The sequence below is a fragment of the Trichocoleus sp. DQ-A3 genome (assembly GCF_039961975.1).
In the GTDB taxonomy this organism is placed as follows: domain Bacteria; phylum Cyanobacteriota; class Cyanobacteriia; order Cyanobacteriales; family FACHB-T130; genus FACHB-T130.
This window is the reverse complement of the sequence record NZ_JAMPKC010000003.1, coordinates 462,226-479,294: the sequence shown is the minus strand read 5'-3', so window position 1 is coordinate 479,294 and position 17,069 is coordinate 462,226. Positions and strand designations below refer to the sequence as shown.

14 protein-coding genes are annotated in these 17,069 nt (G+C 47.0%); 9 read left to right on the top strand and 5 right to left on the bottom strand.

Features of this window, described 5'->3' with window-relative positions; all coding sequences use genetic code 11:
* Positions 1–53 precede the first annotated feature (53 nt).
* A complete protein-coding gene (locus NDI44_RS08525; RefSeq protein ID WP_190410821.1) occupies positions 54–1,739 on the bottom strand; it encodes an iron uptake porin in 1,686 nt (561 codons plus the stop codon).
* Between the two features lie 216 nt (positions 1,740–1,955).
* On the opposite strand from NDI44_RS08525, the gene NDI44_RS08520 reads away from it, so the two are divergent.
* From NDI44_RS08520 to NDI44_RS08500, 5 genes are all read left to right on the top strand, one after another.
* Positions 1,956–2,933, top strand: a complete 978-nt coding sequence (locus tag NDI44_RS08520; RefSeq protein ID WP_190410820.1) for an aldo/keto reductase — start codon at positions 1,956–1,958, stop codon at positions 2,931–2,933.
* A 258-nt stretch (positions 2,934–3,191) separates the two neighbouring features.
* Complete coding sequence (locus tag NDI44_RS08515; RefSeq protein WP_190410819.1) at positions 3,192–4,226, top strand: multicopper oxidase domain-containing protein; 1,035 nt, start codon at positions 3,192–3,194, stop codon at positions 4,224–4,226.
* Between the two features lie 97 nt (positions 4,227–4,323).
* Complete coding sequence (locus NDI44_RS08510; protein WP_347276891.1) at positions 4,324–5,355, top strand: helix-hairpin-helix domain-containing protein; 1,032 nt, start codon at positions 4,324–4,326, stop codon at positions 5,353–5,355.
* A gap of 24 nt (positions 5,356–5,379) precedes the next feature.
* Positions 5,380–5,814, top strand: a complete 435-nt coding sequence (locus tag NDI44_RS08505) for a ferritin-like domain-containing protein (protein WP_190410818.1) — start codon at positions 5,380–5,382, stop codon at positions 5,812–5,814.
* A gap of 240 nt (positions 5,815–6,054) precedes the next feature.
* The gene (locus NDI44_RS08500) at positions 6,055–7,023 is read left to right on the top strand and encodes an FTR1 family protein (RefSeq protein ID WP_190410817.1); all 969 of its coding nucleotides are present in this window, start codon (positions 6,055–6,057) and stop codon (positions 7,021–7,023) included.
* A gap of 317 nt (positions 7,024–7,340) precedes the next feature.
* Here NDI44_RS08500 and NDI44_RS08495 read toward each other — a convergent pair whose 3' ends face one another.
* Positions 7,341–7,640 carry a 30S ribosomal protein PSRP-3 gene (locus NDI44_RS08495; protein WP_190410816.1) on the bottom strand — a complete coding sequence of 100 codons (300 nt, stop codon included), beginning with the start codon at positions 7,638–7,640 and terminating at the stop codon, positions 7,341–7,343.
* Positions 7,641–7,767: 127 nt separating this feature from the next.
* Between NDI44_RS08495 and NDI44_RS08490 the strand changes: the two genes are divergently transcribed.
* The 3 genes from NDI44_RS08490 (at position 7,768) to NDI44_RS08480 (ending at position 10,587) form a co-directional block, all read left to right on the top strand.
* Entirely contained in the window at positions 7,768–8,601 is an 834-nt protein-coding gene (locus NDI44_RS08490) for a TIGR01548 family HAD-type hydrolase (protein WP_190410815.1), read from the top strand.
* Positions 8,602–8,755: 154 nt separating this feature from the next.
* Positions 8,756–9,229: a peptidoglycan-binding protein gene (locus NDI44_RS08485; protein WP_242029116.1), complete on the top strand. Its 474-nt coding sequence runs from the start codon at positions 8,756–8,758 to the stop codon at positions 9,227–9,229.
* A 314-nt stretch (positions 9,230–9,543) separates the two neighbouring features.
* Positions 9,544–10,587, top strand: coding sequence for a WD40 repeat domain-containing protein (locus tag NDI44_RS08480; protein WP_242030323.1), 1,044 nt, complete (start codon positions 9,544–9,546; stop codon positions 10,585–10,587).
* A 290-nt stretch (positions 10,588–10,877) separates the two neighbouring features.
* Here the strand turns inward: NDI44_RS08480 and NDI44_RS08475 are convergent, their stop codons facing one another.
* Entirely contained in the window at positions 10,878–11,180 is a 303-nt protein-coding gene (locus NDI44_RS08475) for an RNA-binding protein (protein WP_190410814.1), read from the bottom strand.
* Positions 11,181–11,574: 394 nt separating this feature from the next.
* On the opposite strand from NDI44_RS08475, the gene NDI44_RS08470 reads away from it, so the two are divergent.
* On the top strand, positions 11,575–12,639 hold the full coding sequence (locus tag NDI44_RS08470) for a WD40 repeat domain-containing protein (protein WP_190410813.1): 1,065 nt from the start codon (positions 11,575–11,577) through the stop codon (positions 12,637–12,639).
* Positions 12,640–12,857: 218 nt separating this feature from the next.
* Here NDI44_RS08470 and NDI44_RS08465 read toward each other — a convergent pair whose 3' ends face one another.
* Positions 12,858–15,278, bottom strand: coding sequence for a sucrose synthase (locus tag NDI44_RS08465; protein ID WP_190410812.1), 2,421 nt, complete (start codon positions 15,276–15,278; stop codon positions 12,858–12,860).
* 184 nt (positions 15,279–15,462) lie between these two features.
* Complete coding sequence (locus tag NDI44_RS08460; protein ID WP_190410811.1) at positions 15,463–16,986, bottom strand: carboxypeptidase M32; 1,524 nt, start codon at positions 16,984–16,986, stop codon at positions 15,463–15,465.
* Between the last annotated feature and the right edge of the window lie 83 nt (positions 16,987–17,069).

Here is a 17,069-nt window from a genome sequence, read left to right as displayed (position 1 = left end):
GTCCTTAGTTGCGACTCCTCAACTAAGGACGGATGACTAATGACTTCAGACTTTTAAAAAGTAAATGTTGTTCGGATGGTGCCAATCACCAAATCGTCATTAGCCGCATTATGATCGGGAGCAGTGAGCCAGATAATCCCCGGTGTTATCGCGATGTTATCCGTCACTTGGTACTGATAGAACGCTTCTAGGTGCAATGAAGTATCTGAATCCTGAATGCCCAACTGGCTAAGGCTATTAGCCCGATTTTTCACCTTTGGTTCCATGCCAACAATCACACCTGCCAAATTGCCGGTTTTTCCCAAGTCAGGAAATGCCAACGTTAAAGCCCAGTTCCAGATGTTGGCATCTCCCAGCGCGCTCGCCCTCGCCGCCGTGTAGCCAACCCATCCTCCGACGACAAACCGGGGACTAATCTGAAAAGAGGCTTCTACACCGTAGGAATTGCTAACCACTGGAAACCCTAACGGATTTAACTGATTATTCAGGTTGGCGTCATTGCTGCCAGTTTGCAGGTCATTTTTATAAGCGTGAACATAAGTTAATCCAATGCTGGCGCGATCGCTGGGTTTAAATAATACTTGTGCTAGTGCCCCATAAGAACCATTGAACAATCCGTTTCCAGATTCCGGACTATCAGCGTCCCCGGCTAAATAGCCTAAGCTCAGTTCCAGTTTGTCGTTGAAAGCGTGCCGAATCCCAATACCTGCCCCCTCAACCAGGTAGTAAATGGAAGGACGGGTTCCGAAGCGAGATAAGGCACCGCTGCCACCGTCGCCATCCAGGTAAGGGTTGACGGTATTCGTAAAGTTTTCTGCATCAGCGGCATTGGCAGCAACCACGACTTCTGTATTCTTGCCGACGGGGAACTGGTAAAGCAGCTCATCAATCACGACATCACTGCTAGTATCGCCCGTAAAAAATAGGTCGCCTTCTGGGGTAAGGGTACGTTCGGAAAGCGAACCCAATCCTTCAGCTTGCAGTCGAGTTCTCAGGATATCTCGACCTGTAAAGCTAGTTTCTAAGTTTAGGCGCGTCCGATGCCCAAAGATTGCCACGTCATCGATCGGCTTGCCATCAGCATTTTCCCCGGTTGCAACGCCTGCCACCCCAAAAATCGCTTCCCCAGCAAGTTTGGTCGTGGTGGAAAATCCAATCAGTTTCAGTTCCTCAGTCCGCGCTGTTAGTTCATCGACTTTCCCGCGCAGCAAGGCGAGTTCAAGGGTATATTCTTCTTTTAAACGCTCCAATATCACTAAGTCTTCTTTAGCAATGGCGTCTCCGTTCGCCACAGGCAGTACCTGGCTAATTCGGTTGAGGGCAAGATTTAGGGCAGCAGCGAATTCATAGCGGCTCAAGGCTCGATTGCCCCGAAAGGTGCCATCGGGATAGCCAGCAATGACCCCATATCGCTCTACTAAAGACCGTAGCGCCTCATACGCCCAGTCACCTGGTTGAACATCCTTTAGCTGGGAAACGTTGGTGACTTGGTTCATGCGGTCATCAACAGAGTCTTCCTGCGCCGAGTCTGGCTGAGCGTAGCCATCAATTTGTTCTAAAACGCTGGATGATGACTCCGGGGGGTCATCGACGGGCATGACAACTTCTGGAGTGTCAACAGGAACGGGATTTTCTGGCGTTGTCGGAATTTCAGACGCGATCGCTTTCCCACTGACAATCAGGATTGCTCCTAAAACTGCTGAGCTTAGCCACTGAGAATTCCTGAGGATTTTGCACATCTCTACTCTTCACACCACTTAAGCTTCTTCCCCATTGTTCATTGTCAAATGCTTTCTAACATGACAACAGAGAAGATTTGTTTTATTTCAGCCAGAGTGTTCCGTCGTTGAAATTTCAGACGCGATCGCATCCGATGAAACAACCAGAATCATTGCGATCGCAAGCAGGAATCGCTGCTAAAACAAAGAGTAGAAGCACTACTCTATAAAATCACCATGACACCGAAAACAACGCGCCGTGCTTTCTTAGCCACTAGCATAGCTGTAGCAGGAGGAATTGTCGGCACTGCGGCGTTGAAAGAAGAGCGGACGCCTGCGGAGTCATCTCCAACGCCGGTGACAGCAACCATACCGGAACGGGAATTGGGAAGTACTGGGGTGCGTCTCCCGATTCTCGGTTTAGGGGGTGCTGGACAGACACCATTATCCTGGGAAAATTCGGAAGAGAAAGCGATCGCCCTCGTTCAAAAAGCTTTAGATTTAGGTATTCGTCACTTTGATACAGGGGCAAGCTATGGCCCTAGCGAAGACTATCTAGGAAAAGTGCTACCTGCACATCGAAGTAAGTTATTCCTGAGTAGTAAGACGGCTATCCGCGACCGAGATGGGGCTTGGCGGGAGTTGGAGCGCAGTCTCAAACGTCTGAATACAGATTACCTTGACCTATGGCAACTCCATCATGTCTCTTTTGAGCAAGAACTAGACGAAATTTTTGGGCGCAACGGTGCAATTCAGGCTTTGGAAGAGGCAAAACAGCAAAAGCTGGTGCGTTTCGTTGGCATCACCGGGCACCACGAACCGGCAATCATCGCTGAAGGCTTGCGCCGCTATGCCTTTGACACAACACTTATTCCCATAAATCCTGCGGATAAACACCATCCACGCCCGTTTATCCCCGCAGTGCTACCAGTGGCGCGGGAGAAAAAGACGGGTGTGATTGCCATGAAGGTGCCAGCTTACGGGCGTCTATTTAAGCCGGGAGTGTTGGAGGGAATGCATCAAGCGTTAGGATATTCGCTGTCAGTCCCAGGTGTACATTGTGCAGTCATCGCCGCTGAAAATCCTACACAGTTAGAGTCAAATGTCAAGGTAGCCCAGGCATTCCAACCACTTGCTGAGACAGCGATCGCAGAAATTGAGCAACGCACTGTTGCTGCTTGGGAGGATAATACTTTCTTCCGCGCTTGGACTTGATTGTTTTAACCGCAAAGGACGCAGAAAAATTCGCCCTCACGACGATTACCGAACCTCACTATCGAAAAAACGGCGATGAAAGTCGCACGACGCCTTAATGCTATGTATGCACTGTCAAAACTAGGCAAGCAATTTTACTAACGTTTATCTTGATTTACTTATTGAGAATAATTGACAATAAATGAACAGAGTTTTATACTCTTCTGGAATTATTTACAAACTTTCCTCAATTGATCGGCGCGAACCGTCGATCGTGTCATGCCGAAGAACCCACTACTATTACTACAACAAGGACAACCTTTGAGCCGCCGCAAACTGCTGGCACTAGGATTAGCAGGAGTCGGTGTGACTGGTGCAGCGTTAGCCGGAGGTAATGCTTTACGCTTGGCTTTACCCGCTCTCAATAAAAAACGAACGCTCCCAGCAAGAGTGCCACCCGTTGCCAGCGATACACCCGCCGATCCGAGTGGCTTAAACCCCATGACGGTGTTGCGAGATTTTGATTATGGCACGATTAAGCAGGAAAATGGACGGGCAATCCGGGAATTTCGGATTGTTGCGGAGAATTCCATGCTACAGCTCAATAGTGCGGTTTCTTATAACACCTGGACTTTCAACAATCGCGTACCAGGGCCAACATTACGGGCAAAAGAAGGCGATCGCATTCGCGTTCTTTTCCTCAATCAAGGTGGACATTCCCACTCGATGCACTTTCATGGCTTCCACCGTTCTGAGGTGGATGGAGTGCGTCCGGTGCGCCACGGAGCCGCAACGATTTATGAGTTTGACGCAGAACCGTTTGGCGTGCATCTGTACCACTGTCACACGGAGCCTGTGACGCGGCATATTAGCAAAGGTCTGTACGGTATGTTTATCATCGACCCTCCTGAGGCTCGTCCACCGGCGGATGAGATGGTGTTGATGATGGCTGGCTATGACATCGATGAGGATCGGAAAAATGAACTGTATGCCTTTAATGGTCTGCCTGACTATTACATGATGCACCCGATCCCGATTTACCAGAATCAACTGATTCGCCTATACGTTCTGAACATGATTGAGTTCGATGTAGCGGCGACGTTTCACCTGCACGCCAATATGTTTCAGGTGTATCGCACTGGGCGCACTCTAACTCCCAGCGAAGAAACCGATGTGATCACGATGGGTACCGCTGAGCGGCATATCCTAGAATTCTCTTTCCGGTATCCGGGAAAATATATGTTTCATCCCCATCAGGATGAGATGGCAGAACATGGTTGTATGGGTCAGTTTGAAGTAATGGGTTCCGCTTAGTAGAAATTTTCGCAAAAAGTAGTTGATATAGTTTTGCAACTACTAGATAATAAACCCCGGAATCTGAATAAAAAAAATGTCTCAAAACTCTTCAATGATGCCCTCTTTTTGGTCTTTATCTTATACCGTGGCGATCGCTGGTTTAATCGCTCTCACCAGCTGTGGGAATGCCCCAACCACCGACAACACCGCATCCCCAGCAGCGAGTCCCTCGACCGCAGCTTCTTCCCCTGCAAGTACCACAGAAACGGCTGCTCACAATCACAGTAGTGGTAAGCAAATCAACATTAACACGGCTATTCTCTCCGAGTTAGACAAATTAGAAGCAAAATTAGGCATTCCAGCACTGTCTAATAAAATTCAAGCAAGTCGTCCCTACGGCAGTCCTGAGGAATTAGTTACCAAAAAAGTAATTAGCCAAGAGCAATATGACCAAGTGAAAGACATGGTCACGATTCAGGATGTGGTGCTAACTGGGGAAGCCAAAGACGTTGATTATATGACAAAGTTAGGCTTGATGAAAGGTCATCTCTTGGTTGCCAGAGAACTACTCGATCAACAAAAACCCGACCAAGCGGAGCCTCACATTGGGCACCCGGTAGAAGAAATCTACGTGGATGTAGAAGACCAACTCAAAGAACGCAACGTCAAAGAATTTAAGACAACTTTGATTAGCCTGCAAGATTTAGTGAAGTCCAAACCCAAGGATGCCAGCGTAAAAACGAGTTTCGCTCAGTCCACACAGGCTGTTGACGCGGCAATCCAGGCTTTACCCGAAACCCAACGCCAGTCTCCGAAATTTGTGTTACAGACGATTAACGGGTTGCTAGATGCGGCGAATGCAGAATATGGAGCCGCGATCGCGAACGGCAAAATCTCCGCTGCGATTGAGTATCAAGACTCGCGGGGGTTTGTTAACTACGCCGACACTTTGTATAAAGGGATCGCCGATAAAATGGTTAAAGAAAATCCGGAAGCCCACAAAGCGATCGCAGACAGCATGACCCAGTTGAAAACTGCTTGGCCCTCCGCCATTCCCCCGGCTGCACCCGTAAAGACTCCGGAGGAAGTAAACCAGCTAATCAAGACTATTGAGAAGAACGCTCAAACTGCGATCGCAAAGAGTTAACCAATCTAGGACATCACCGAAAGCATGAAAGAGCTTGACCAAAAAAAGACTATTGACCTGCTGAACACCATCATGGAATTTGAGCTGGCAGGAGTGGTGCGTTATACCCACTATTCCTTGATGGTGATTGGCCCCAATCGAATTCCGATTGTGGAATTTTTCAAATTGCAGGCAACTGAGTCCTTAACCCATGCCCAACAAGCGGGAGAAATTCTGACAGGTTTAGAGGGACATCCTAGCCTGCGGATTGCTCCCATTGAGGAAACCTATAAACACTCGGTGCAGGACATTTTGCGGGAAAGCTTCAATCATGAAAAGAAAGCGCTAGACCTCTATAAAACCTTGCTAGACACGGTTGCAGATGCCAGCATTTACTTGGAAGAATTTGCCCGCACGATGATTGGCACCGAAGAGATGCACACCATCGAAATCAAAAAGATGTTGCGCGACTTTAGCTAATGGGTAATAGGTCAGCAGAATGTTGAGTTTTGAGTTTTGAGTTAAAAGAAGGTTCTGATAGCGGTTCTCAGTTATGTGAGGTACATTCTCAAAACTGAAAAGCTTGATAATCCTGAATTTCGGCATACCTCACGGGTGTAATAACTGCGATAATTCAAAACTCAAAACTCAAACGAGATAAATCGAATCTCTACAACTTTTCCCCGGTTCCCAATTTTCTACTACCAATTACCAATTGTCATGGATTTTAGTTCTGCGCTACCGACCTTTGCGATCACCCTGCGGGAAGGAGTTGAAGCCGCCCTCGTTGTGGGAATCGTGCTGGCTTGCTTGAAAAAAGCCAAGCAGAGTTCCCTGAACCCTTGGGTTTATGCGGGGGTTGGGGCTGGGCTTGCCGCCAGTGCCGTAGTCGGCGTTCTGTTAGCCTGGATAGCTCAAGCGCTCTCGAAATCCAATCAACCCTTTGCACCCGTGCTGGAGCCACTTCTGGAGGGTGTATTCAGTGTAATCGCGATCGCGATGCTCAGCTGGATGCTCATCTGGATGACTCAACAGGCACGCTCTATGAAAGCATCTGTCGAAGGAGCCGTTACATCGGCTCTGAGGCAAAAAGGGGGTTCCGGTTGGGGTATTTTCAGTCTAATTTTTATCGCAGTTCTGCGGGAAGGTTTTGAAACTGTTCTCTTTATCCTTGCCAAATTTCAACAAGGTTTAATTCCAGCTTTGGGTGCCTTGGCTGGCTTAGGAGTTGCTGCTGGGATTGGTGTTGCTTTATTCAAGTGGGGAATTCGGATTAATATCCGCCTATTTTTCCAGGTGATGGGCGTTTTATTGATCCTAGTTGTTGCAGGTTTAGTCGTATCCTCGTTGAGCCATTTTGACTCAGCGATTGCTACATTAGCTCAAATGGATCGGAAGTCAGAAGCTTTGTGTTTCTACTACGAACGGTTTGCTAAAAATCCCTCCTGTATTTTGGGACCAATGGTTTGGAATACGACCCAAATCTTTCCTGATGACAAGTTTCCTGGGCTACTTTTTAGCGCCTTGTTCGGATATACCGATAAGCTCTACGTCGTTCAAGCATTCAGTTACCTGCTGTTTTTGCTGACTATTGGGGGCATTTATTTCCGCAGTATTACCGGAGGCACCAGTGTAGCCGCGGCAAATGGTAAATCGGCACAAAAACCGATTAGCTATCGGCAAGAATAGCGCCAATTGCAAGATTCTAGAGATTGGTATAGAGGTAGTCATAGAAAAACCCGTTTTCTTCTCAGAAAACGGGTTTTTCTATTTTCGGATTGTTTTAGCGACATACCGATTGTCCCACCGCTTCAGGGTGACAGGAACAATAAGTCCTTTGCAAAAATGAGCGATCGCCAGTTGCTAAGCAGGAAAGTTTAGCCCTAGAAAAGAAATTGCTACTCTCTTTAGTCACATAAAGGTTAGCTTATCTCTCTTGCTCAACTCCGAAGTGCTTTGGCAGCAGGACAAAAGCATTAAACTCTGGCAGATGCACAGGAGAATTCTTAAGCACTACCTGTGAAGGCGACTTCTGGAAATTTTGCCTGAGCATCAGACATAGAACGGCGTTTGCCTTCTTCTTGCCAGTAGTTAATCACTTCTGTCGCTTTGTTGAGCAACGCGACGCGCTCTTGATCGGTAATCCAATGCTTGGCTTCCAACTCATTTTTTAGCTGTTCCCAAGCATCGTTCCGAGGCCAAAAAAAGTAAGATGTCAGAGGGCTGGTGCCTTTGCCTACTACTTGGTCAACCGCTAGTGCTACGTTCTCTTCCAGCCAGAGAACCTTTAAAATAAACCTCGACAATCACACCTCCAGGGAAGTCCCAGGCTTGTTGAATACTCTACAAACGATTATTTTACACCTAGGCGATCGTGGATAGCTATGTGTTTGCTCATCGGATATTTTAATTGGGATTGGGAGGTGCTTTGCAGTGGTTCAAGAATCTAGTTGCCTAAGTTTAGTCGTTTTCGATATTGACGGTGTGGTGCGAGATGTTGGGGGATCTTACCGACGGGCGCTGGCTGATACTGTGGAGCAGTTTACAGAGGGTGCTTACCGACCAACCCCAGAGGAAATTGACCATCTGAAGTTGGAAGGGATGTGGAATAACGATTGGGAGGCATCCCAAGAGTTGGTATATCGTTACTTTGAAAGCGCTGGACAGAAAAGATCGCAGCTAAGCCTTGATTATGACGTTTTGGTTGCTTTTTTCCAATCGCGGTATCGAGGGCCAGATCCTCACCATTGGACGGGTTATATCTGCGATGAACCGCTGCTATTACAACCGAGCTATCTAGAGCAATTGACAGCGGCTGGGATTCCCTGGGGCTTTTTTAGCGGTGCTACCCGTGGATCGGCTAATTATGTCTTGGAGCAACGCCTGGGTTTAAAGTCGCCGTTGCTCATTGCGATGGAGGATGCTCCGGGTAAACCTGACCCAACAGGGCTGTTTGCGGCAGTACAAGCGATGGAAGAAAGATCGTCGGTTCCCCCCTCAACCCCGGTTATTTATGTGGGAGATACGGTTGCTGACATTTACACGATAGAAAAGGCGCGATCGCTTAGCGTCTCCCCAGGAGAATCGCTCCACCCTGACCGTCGTTGGATTGCAGTGGGCATTTTGCCACCCCACGTTCAGGAAAACCAGCAACAAAGGGATGCTTATGCAAATGCTCTCAAGGCTGCTGGTGCTGCTGCGATTTTCAGCAATGTACAGGAATTGACACCCGTGCAGATTTTACAACTGGTCAATTCACCAGAATGAGCGAATCGTGTAGCAGCGGGCGAGTGGGTATTGCTTCATACGAATGGGTGAGCGGTTAAGGTGAGTTTAAATACACCTAGCAGGGCGAAGGGGAAGCGGGGCTGCCATCAGTAGATTGGAACAGTAGAAACAACACTTCCCAGGAAAATTCATCATGCAATCAACCAATCAATTTGAAGCCATGACTCCTCAAGCCGCTGCTACCAATGCGATTAAAAAGCCAGTTCTGCGTAGAGGTTCCCGCGATCGCGCAGTGGTAGAACTCCAACAACTACTCGCTCATTGGGGCTATTATGCCACTCCTTTCGATGATGTGTTTGACCTCCCCGTCGAAAATGCCGTGAAAGCTTTTCAACACCGCGTCTTTCTAGTAGAAGATGGGATTGTTGGCGCTAAGACGTGGCAAGCTCTTTACTCTGGTGCCCCCGTTGATATGCCGGAACTGAGACTAGGTAGCCGTGGTGAAGCAGTGAAAACCCTTCAAAAAGTCCTACAGTTGATTCCCGATGGTATATTTGGGTCAATTACCCAGAATACTGTGAAAAGCTTCCAAAGCTCCCGTGGCTTGGTAGCGGATGGAATTGTCGCTTCTCGCACTTGGTTTGAGTTGAGCAAGCTACCTCACTAAGAAGTTGTTGCATCGGGATGTGGTGGCGCTCCTTTTTTGCCCGCATCCCTCGTATCGAATTGGAACTTTCAACCAGCGCGATCGCTCTAGAAGTCTTAGGGCGATCCGCTGTGCTTTTCGTGCTGGTTATTTAATCGGGAGTCTCAACTGTGCAGAAAATCGATAAATTTTTACTCAGAATGCAGCTTCTGACCGCAGAGAGTGTGCGGAGCGGGTATCGCCATCTATATTAAGAAACGACCTGTAAAATTCTGCAATTACTGCCCATATTTCAGCAGATGTGCAAAATTTCTTCCCATTCGTCTGTTATTTTTATGTTTTCTGCTCAAACTAGGACTTTAGTCGGTACGATAGGCGCGATCGCCACAGTCATGGCTACGAGCGTTATAATTCCACCAAGCAACATCAAGGCATACGCAGCTCCAATTGATGCTTCTGTTGCAGTAGCGAACTTAAACGCTTGGGAAAACGCTCAACTAGAACGCACCCTCAGAGGGCATTCAAATTGGGTAAATGCTGTCGCCATCAGCCCTGATGGAACAACCTTAGCCAGTGGCAGTTCTGACAACACGATCAAACTTTGGAATCTTTCCAGCGGACAAGAAATTGGCACCCTTACCGGGCATTTCAAACCAATTTTCACAATTGCATATAGCCCCAATGGGCAGCTTCTCGCTAGCGGATCTCAGGATAATACAATCAAAATCTGGAATCTTGCTACAGGTCAAGTCATCCGCACTCTCAGGGGGCATTCTAGCTCCATTGATTCGGTTGTTTTCAGTCCTGACGGGCAGTTTATTGCCAGTGGGGGTAAGGACGACACGATCAAGATTTGGAATCTGACTTCCGGCGAGCAAATCTTAAGCCTCACAGGGCATTCTAATGGGATTGATGTTGTTGCCTTTACCCCAGATGGGCAGACCCTCGTGAGTGGTTCTGAGGACAAAACCATCAAAGTTTGGGATCTCTCTACAGGTCAAGTCATCCGCACCTTGAGAAAACATACAAATGCGGTTCATTCCTTGGCAATTACCCCAGATGGACAGACACTTATAAGTGGGGGTTTTGACAAAACTATCTACCTTTGGGACATGACCACATGGCAGCTCAAAGGTCGCCTGAGAGGGCATGCAGACATGGTTTATGCAGTTGCTATTAGTTCAGATGGACAGTTTCTCGCTAGTGGTAGCGAAGATAGAACAATTAAAATTTGGAGCCTAAAAACTGGGAAACAAATTACAACGCTGACGGGTGATTCTAGTGCAATTTATTCCCTCTCCATCAGCCAAGATGGACAGACGATTGCAACGGGTAGTTATGACAAAAACATCCGAATTTGGCGAACGCAGGGACTTTAAATTGAATAGCTAAAAACTAAAATCTGGGCTAAAAGCTTAAACCCATTGAAGCGAGTTTTAGCTTCCCCACGAAACTTTTAGCTTGACCAATGCTATAAATGTCGCTCGTTGACGTACATCTTGAATCGTCACACTTGAGAGGCATACCTGCAAAAAAAAGGCTTAAGCATTATGCTTAAGCCTTTTTAAATTTAATACGAGTAACTGAAACTAATTGCGCTTACAAATTACTCAGCCCTTTTTGTCTCAGCTTTTTCAAGGAAAAACTAAAAAGGTTTAGTTTCTAAAGCTTAGTAGCGGCGAGAAAAGCTGTTGTTTCCGCGACCACCACCACCAGAGGGGCCTCTATCTTCTTTGGGCTTCGCCTTGTTAACTTTCAAGTCGCGACCCATCCATTCAGCGCCGTCAAGCGCTTCAATGGCAGCTGTTTCTTCAGCTTCTGTACCCATTTCTACGAAACCAAAGCCACGTAGACGACCTGTTTCCCGGTCAGTGGGTAGCTGGACGCGCTTTACAGAACCATATTCTGCAAAAACCCCAGTTAGGTCTTCTTGCGTAACTTCGTAGGATAGATTGCCTACATAAATAGACATAGATTGTCTCCAAAATCAGAGGGGTGAAGAGATTTGAATTTCGGAGAGAAGCCTGTCAAGACCAAAAGGAAAACACCTATCAATACTATAAACAAACACTGCAACCGAATTTATTCTCACTTATTACGGTAGCACAACAGATTCTGGAATGGGGCTTTTGGTATCTAAGTTTTCTCCAACTAATCTTTAAACTTTGACCGAGTATAGCTTCTAGCTAATTTCCCGGATTCGGAAAAGTCCGAGCGATCGCTTTCCTTGCGACTGCATACTTCTAAGAAATTTGCAACGGTAACATTACATAAATTTTCTAATCCTGGGCACACAGGTAAATCAACAACGTCTCAGTGTAAAGCAACACATTTTTGTAGTGTGCGTTGTGTCCCAATTTACTAAAATGACAAATCAGCAAATTTCCGCTAAGGTTTTCACGGCGCTGGTCGTGGTGGCAACGATTGGCGTTTCTGCAATGCCTATGTTTAAAGCAGTATCTCAGCCGCCTGTCATTCCATCTACCTTAACGGCTCAAATACCCACCAACACTTGGCAAAATGTGCGACCGATTCGCACCATCGAGGCTCATTCAGGGAGCGTGGGAGCGATCGCGATCGCTCCCAACGGACAGCTAATGGTTAGTGGCAGCGATGATGGCACGATCAAAGTATGGAATCCGAAAACGGGTCAACCAATTCGCACCCTAACTGGGCATACTGACACCATTTGGGCACTTGCGATTAGTCCTAATGGGCAAACCCTCGCCAGCAGTAGCGCGACCAACGATGGCTCGCTAAAACTGTGGAATTTAAAAACTGGCAAGGTAATCCGGACTATCACGCGGGATTGGTACGTTAAATCTCTCGCCTTTAGCCCAGATGGAGAACGCCTTGCGATTGGTAGCTGGAACACGACTGCACGGAACGCAGAGATTGAAGTGTGGAATGCACGCACGGGTAAATCGATCTATAGCTTCCAGGGATCTCCTCAGTCGAATTTAATGGTCGCCTTTAGTCCCGATGGAAAAACTCTCGCTAGTGGGAATGAAGACAGTACGATCCAACTATGGGATCTTAGGTCAGGCAAACCCATTCGCACCATCAACAATGGAGAGGCTGTCAGAGCGATCGCTTTTGGTCGAGATAGCAAAACCCTTGTCAGCGAGACTTATAACCAAATCGTTAAAATCTGGAATCTGCAAACCGGCGAACTCATCTCTACACCGATTAAGGATTCAGGCACCGTTTTCGTGAATGCTGTTGCTTTGCATCCGAATAATCAAATACTTGCAAGTGCATTAGGCGGATCGGAAGGCAGTTTAAATTTATTTGATTTGCAAACTGGTAGTGTAATCAATCCTCTTACAGGGTCTTTTAACGTTATCTCCTCACTCGCATTCACCCCAAACGGGCAGACTCTTGTTAGTGGTAATTTTGACGGAACAATTACCTTCTGGGAACCCCAATAGTTATACTGTTTCGCTTTTGCCTGAAGTGAGATTGGCATCGCTTCAGGCTCTATTTCCCTTCTCTTGCGTAGGAAAAGCCCGACTCTAGACACATTGGTTAAGAATGTTATCTGCGACCTTCTCTTAGCTCCCAATAAATTGGGGGTTGGAGGGATCGAAACGTAATGCAAATCACGTCAGATCCCCCTAGCATCCAATTTATTAAGAGGAGAAACTCCCTATCGCTGCATTTGCTGTTCCAACAGTTTCTGCGCTCTCGGCTTGTAAATTAAATAGAACAACGCCTCAATGTAACGCAGTAGATCTTCGCGGTTCTCCTTGGAAGTATAATTCCAGAAGCCGTAAATTCGAGCTAAAGATAGAAGTTTGGTTGTGTGAATCTTCCACGTATAGGTGCTATAAACTCGATCCATTGCTCGCGTAGAAATTTCATACCAGTAGTTAGGATTTTGGTCGCATTTAGAGACAAACTCCAGGATTTTTTCCGCCGTCTCTTCAAGATGCGTCGGGTTAATGTAGAACCCATTAAACTTATCCTGAATAATCTCTAACGGGCCACCAAATTGAGTCGCGAATGTCGGTAAACCAGAAATCATTGCCTCTAAAATTGTCAGACCAAAAGCTTCAAACAGTGCTGGTTGAACAAAGACCCCTTGGCGATCGGCAATCACGCGATAAATTTCACCGGAATCGGTTTTAGAAAGGCGCACGCCCAGCCAACGAATTTTGCCTTGTAGATTGTACTGTTCAATAATCTGGTAAAGCTTGACAATTTCATCTTTTTCTTCGTTGTCGCTTGATTCCTCAACGCGCAATTTTCCAGCAACTAAAATTAAGTTGCAATGTTCTTGTAATGCTTCGCTCTTGCCAAAACACTCAGCCAAGCCGGTGAGGTTTTTAATTCGGTCAAGACGTGCCATTGAGAAAAGGGGACGCTTGTTAGGGTCGTCCAATTTCCCAAATATTTGGGATGGATCTTCCAGAGTAAAGAGCATTTCATCGATCCGGGCGCGATCGCTCGGTATCCGATCTTCGGTACGCGAATAGGGAAAATAAGCCTTTTCATTTACTCCAGGGGGCACCACGTTGAATTTGGGGCTAAATAGCTCAACTCCACTCACTACATGGTACAAATCTGGCATTGTGAAACACTTGTAAGATTCATACTGTCCCACACTATCCGGCGTTCCGACAATTTCTTGATAAGTGCTGCTAATGATGAAATTTGCCGCATTCATCGCAATTAAATCGGCGGTGAATTGTAGGGAGAAATGATATTTTTCTTCTAAGTCGTTCCAGTAGAGATTACTGAAAAGATATTTAGATTTTTCTAAGGCGTGGGCAATGTTGCATTGAGTCACCTTCAAGCGACGCGCTAGTAGAAATGCCACCAAATTACCGTCGGAATAATTTCCGACAATTAAGTCGGGCTTACCTTGAAATTCTGCCAACAGTTCTTTTTCGGAGTCAAGGGCATAGCTTTCTAGATAAGGCCAAAACTCAAATCGGGAAATCCAGTTTTGAGTCACGTTGGGATTAAACTCCCGCAAAGGCACTCGCAAAATCCAGGCATTATCTGTACCGTGAACTTTTTCCAAGCGTTGGTTACACAAAGTACCATCGCTATTCGGAATTAGGCGAGAGAGAATAATTACCTTCGGCTCAACACCCAGGACATCCAATCCAGCCAGCGAGAGGTCTTCTTGCATCTGCTGTTCGAGACTCTTGGCTTGGTCGAGAACGTAAACGACCTGTCCGCCAGTATCTGGACGCCCTAAGACACCTTCTTGCCCAAACCAACCGTGGGGAGACACTAGGACAATCCGGAAGACCATTGGAATCCGGGAGAGAAAGGCTTCTAGTGTCTGGTGATCGGGAGAGTCGAGGAGTTCATCAAGAATTTCTAGAGTTTCTCGCACTCGTCCCGCGGTGTTTCCCCACCCAGGCTCAAAGCCCATTGCTTGCAAATCATACCGAAATTCATCGTAGCTTTGCTCAAAAGGGCGATCGCCCAAAAATCCCAAAGCTTGCTTGACACGACTAGAAAGTTGCTGCTGCGATTTAATTCGCCCGTTGATCAGCAGTTGCAGATTGTTATAGGAATGGACGCTTAAAAATTGAAACAAGCTCTCCAGCCATTGTCCGGGGTCTTGAAAGAGTTTGCTCGATAAATAACGGTTGAGATACTGTACCCCCTTACCAATATTTTTAGGGTCGCGAATGGTCGGGGTATAGTCATAAAACGGCTGAAAATCGAGTTCTAGGATGTCGCCTTCCTGGGGATGGAAGCGATTCACCAGGCGATCGCGTACATCCAGCAGTTCTTGCACCGTCATTGGTTCGACAATTAAATCTTCCGTTAACCGATAGATTTCTTGAGAAGCAATGGTTGGGCGGACGATCAAACAGATGTTTCCATCCTCCCGAATAATTTCTTGAGTGTAGTAAATTAATTTACCTAAATGGGAGGATTGGTCAAAATGTTCAGGCTTTTGGTGATTTGTGCAGTATTCGGAAAAAGCATTGAGAATGTCGTTTCTCAGTAAATACGACTTGTCCTGTTGGCGTAACTCACTCACAAATTGGCGCAGATCGATTTTTTCATCACTCTCTAAAACAGCCTGAATCAAATCGGACATGACAACTCCCTAGATTAGTTCAATAACATTCACAAAGACTAAACTACAAAATGTTTTTCCTGGTGACGCCCTTCCGAAGGTGGAAGGAGTACGTCTCAAACCAAAATTAATTCACCGTTCATCTTTCTTAAGAGTGAATCGGCTAGGCATAGCCTAGCCTAGCTTCTTTTCACGCTGTTGTGTATCACAAAGCGTAAATTTCTCCGTATTTTTGCTGAATATAACGAATCAAGGGATTAATACTCAAACAATTGCCAGTGACGCGCTCGATAATTTCAGCGGCGGTATATTTCTGTCCGTGTTGGTAAATATTCTCTCTCAGCCAATTATGTAGAGTGCTGAACTTCCCTTGCTCGATTTCGGTAGGAATTTGGGGATTTGCCTTGAGTGCAGCTTCAAAAAACTGGGCGCTCATCATGTTGCCAAGAGTATATCCTTGGAACATTCCGCCGATGCTACCCGTGTACCAATGGACATCCTGCATGACGCCAACACTGTCGTTGGGGGGAACAACACCCAAGTCCGATCTGTAGCGTTCGTTCCAAGCTTCCGGGAGATCGCGCACTGCCAGATTGCCTTCGAGTAGCGCCAATTCCAAGTCAAAGCGGATCATGACGTGCAGGTTGTAGGTGACTTCGTCGGCATCGGTACGGATGAGCGATCGCTCGACTTTATTAATCGCCCGGTAGAATGCCTCCAGGGGTACATTACTGAGTTGATTTGGGAAAGCTGCTTGTAGTTGCGGATAGCAGAATTTCCAGAAGTTGCGACTGCGTCCCACCTGATTTTCCCACAGCCGTGATTGGCTTTCATGCACGCCCGATGAGGTGCCACTCGCTAAAGGCGTCCCTTCATATTCTGGGTTAATCCCTTGCTCGTACAAGGCGTGTCCCATCTCGTGAATGGTGCTAAACAGTGCCTCATTCAGATCGTTCTCTCTGACGCGGGTAGTAATTCGCACATCCCCAATCGAGAAATTGGTCATAAATGGGTGCAGGGTTTTATCTTGCCGTCCCCGTTGGAAGTCATATCCAATCTGTTCGATGACCTTTAAGCTAAACGCTAGCTGTTCGTCTTCTGGGAAAGTTTGGTGCAAGCAACTATCATCGGCAATCGGTTGGGAAGCGATCGCATTTACAATTGGAACCAGTTCTTGACGCAGTTCCGCAAAGAGCGATCGCACGGTTGAAGCCTTCATCCCATAATCAGCACCGTCAATCAGCGGATCTGCAATATGCTCGTAGCCAGAGAAAAAGCTAGCATAGTCGCGGCACAGATCCAGCGTTTTTTCCAGATAAGGCTGCACGGCGGCAAAGTTATTTTCCGGACGTGCTTTTGCCCAAGCACCATAAGACTGAGTTCGGTGGAGAGACATTTTTGCCATAAAATCCGCTGGCACTCGCACCGCGCGCTCGTAGCTGCGTCTGACGACACGAATTAGGCTGGCTTCATCAGAGTCGTAGGGCAAGCTTTCCTCGTAGGGACGCAAATCTTCCAACAGTTGCGCGATCGCTGGATCGCTAAACTTAGTATGGGCAATTTGCCGCAGAGTCGCCATCTGTCGCCCTCGCGCTGCTGCACCCCCAGGCGGCATATAGGTCGCTTGATCCCAGTAGAGTAGGGAAGACGCTGCATTAATGTCGTCGATTTCGGTGAGGCGGGTTTTGAGTTCTTGAAGTTTGGGGTGAGTCTTGTCCAGAGTCTGCATGATTCGCTGTTGATACTCGTTTCCTATAGTGTGGCGCAGGACGAGCAAATATCAGTTCACAGAGCCAAATCCAGGACTATATA

What these genes read in the sequence shown, in the direction of transcription:
- NDI44_RS08525 (WP_190410821.1), bottom strand. Translation starts at nt 1,739, where the DNA reads ATGTGCAAAATCCTCAGGAATTCTCAGTGGCTAAGCTCAGCAGTTTTA.
- NDI44_RS08520 (WP_190410820.1), top strand. Translation starts at nt 1,956, where the DNA reads ATGACACCGAAAACAACGCGCCGTGCTTTCTTAGCCACTAGCATAGCT.
- NDI44_RS08515 (WP_190410819.1), top strand. Translation starts at nt 3,192, where the DNA reads ATGCCGAAGAACCCACTACTATTACTACAACAAGGACAACCTTTGAGC.
- NDI44_RS08510 (WP_347276891.1), top strand. Translation starts at nt 4,324, where the DNA reads ATGCCCTCTTTTTGGTCTTTATCTTATACCGTGGCGATCGCTGGTTTA.
- NDI44_RS08505 (WP_190410818.1), top strand. Translation starts at nt 5,380, where the DNA reads ATGAAAGAGCTTGACCAAAAAAAGACTATTGACCTGCTGAACACCATC.
- NDI44_RS08500 (WP_190410817.1), top strand. Translation starts at nt 6,055, where the DNA reads ATGGATTTTAGTTCTGCGCTACCGACCTTTGCGATCACCCTGCGGGAA.
- NDI44_RS08485 (WP_242029116.1), top strand. Translation starts at nt 8,756, where the DNA reads ATGCAATCAACCAATCAATTTGAAGCCATGACTCCTCAAGCCGCTGCT.
- NDI44_RS08480 (WP_242030323.1), top strand. Translation starts at nt 9,544, where the DNA reads ATGTTTTCTGCTCAAACTAGGACTTTAGTCGGTACGATAGGCGCGATC.
- NDI44_RS08475 (WP_190410814.1), bottom strand. Translation starts at nt 11,180, where the DNA reads ATGTCTATTTATGTAGGCAATCTATCCTACGAAGTTACGCAAGAAGAC.
- NDI44_RS08470 (WP_190410813.1), top strand. Translation starts at nt 11,575, where the DNA reads ATGACAAATCAGCAAATTTCCGCTAAGGTTTTCACGGCGCTGGTCGTG.
- NDI44_RS08465 (WP_190410812.1), bottom strand. Translation starts at nt 15,278, where the DNA reads ATGTCCGATTTGATTCAGGCTGTTTTAGAGAGTGATGAAAAAATCGAT.
- NDI44_RS08460 (WP_190410811.1), bottom strand. Translation starts at nt 16,986, where the DNA reads ATGCAGACTCTGGACAAGACTCACCCCAAACTTCAAGAACTCAAAACC.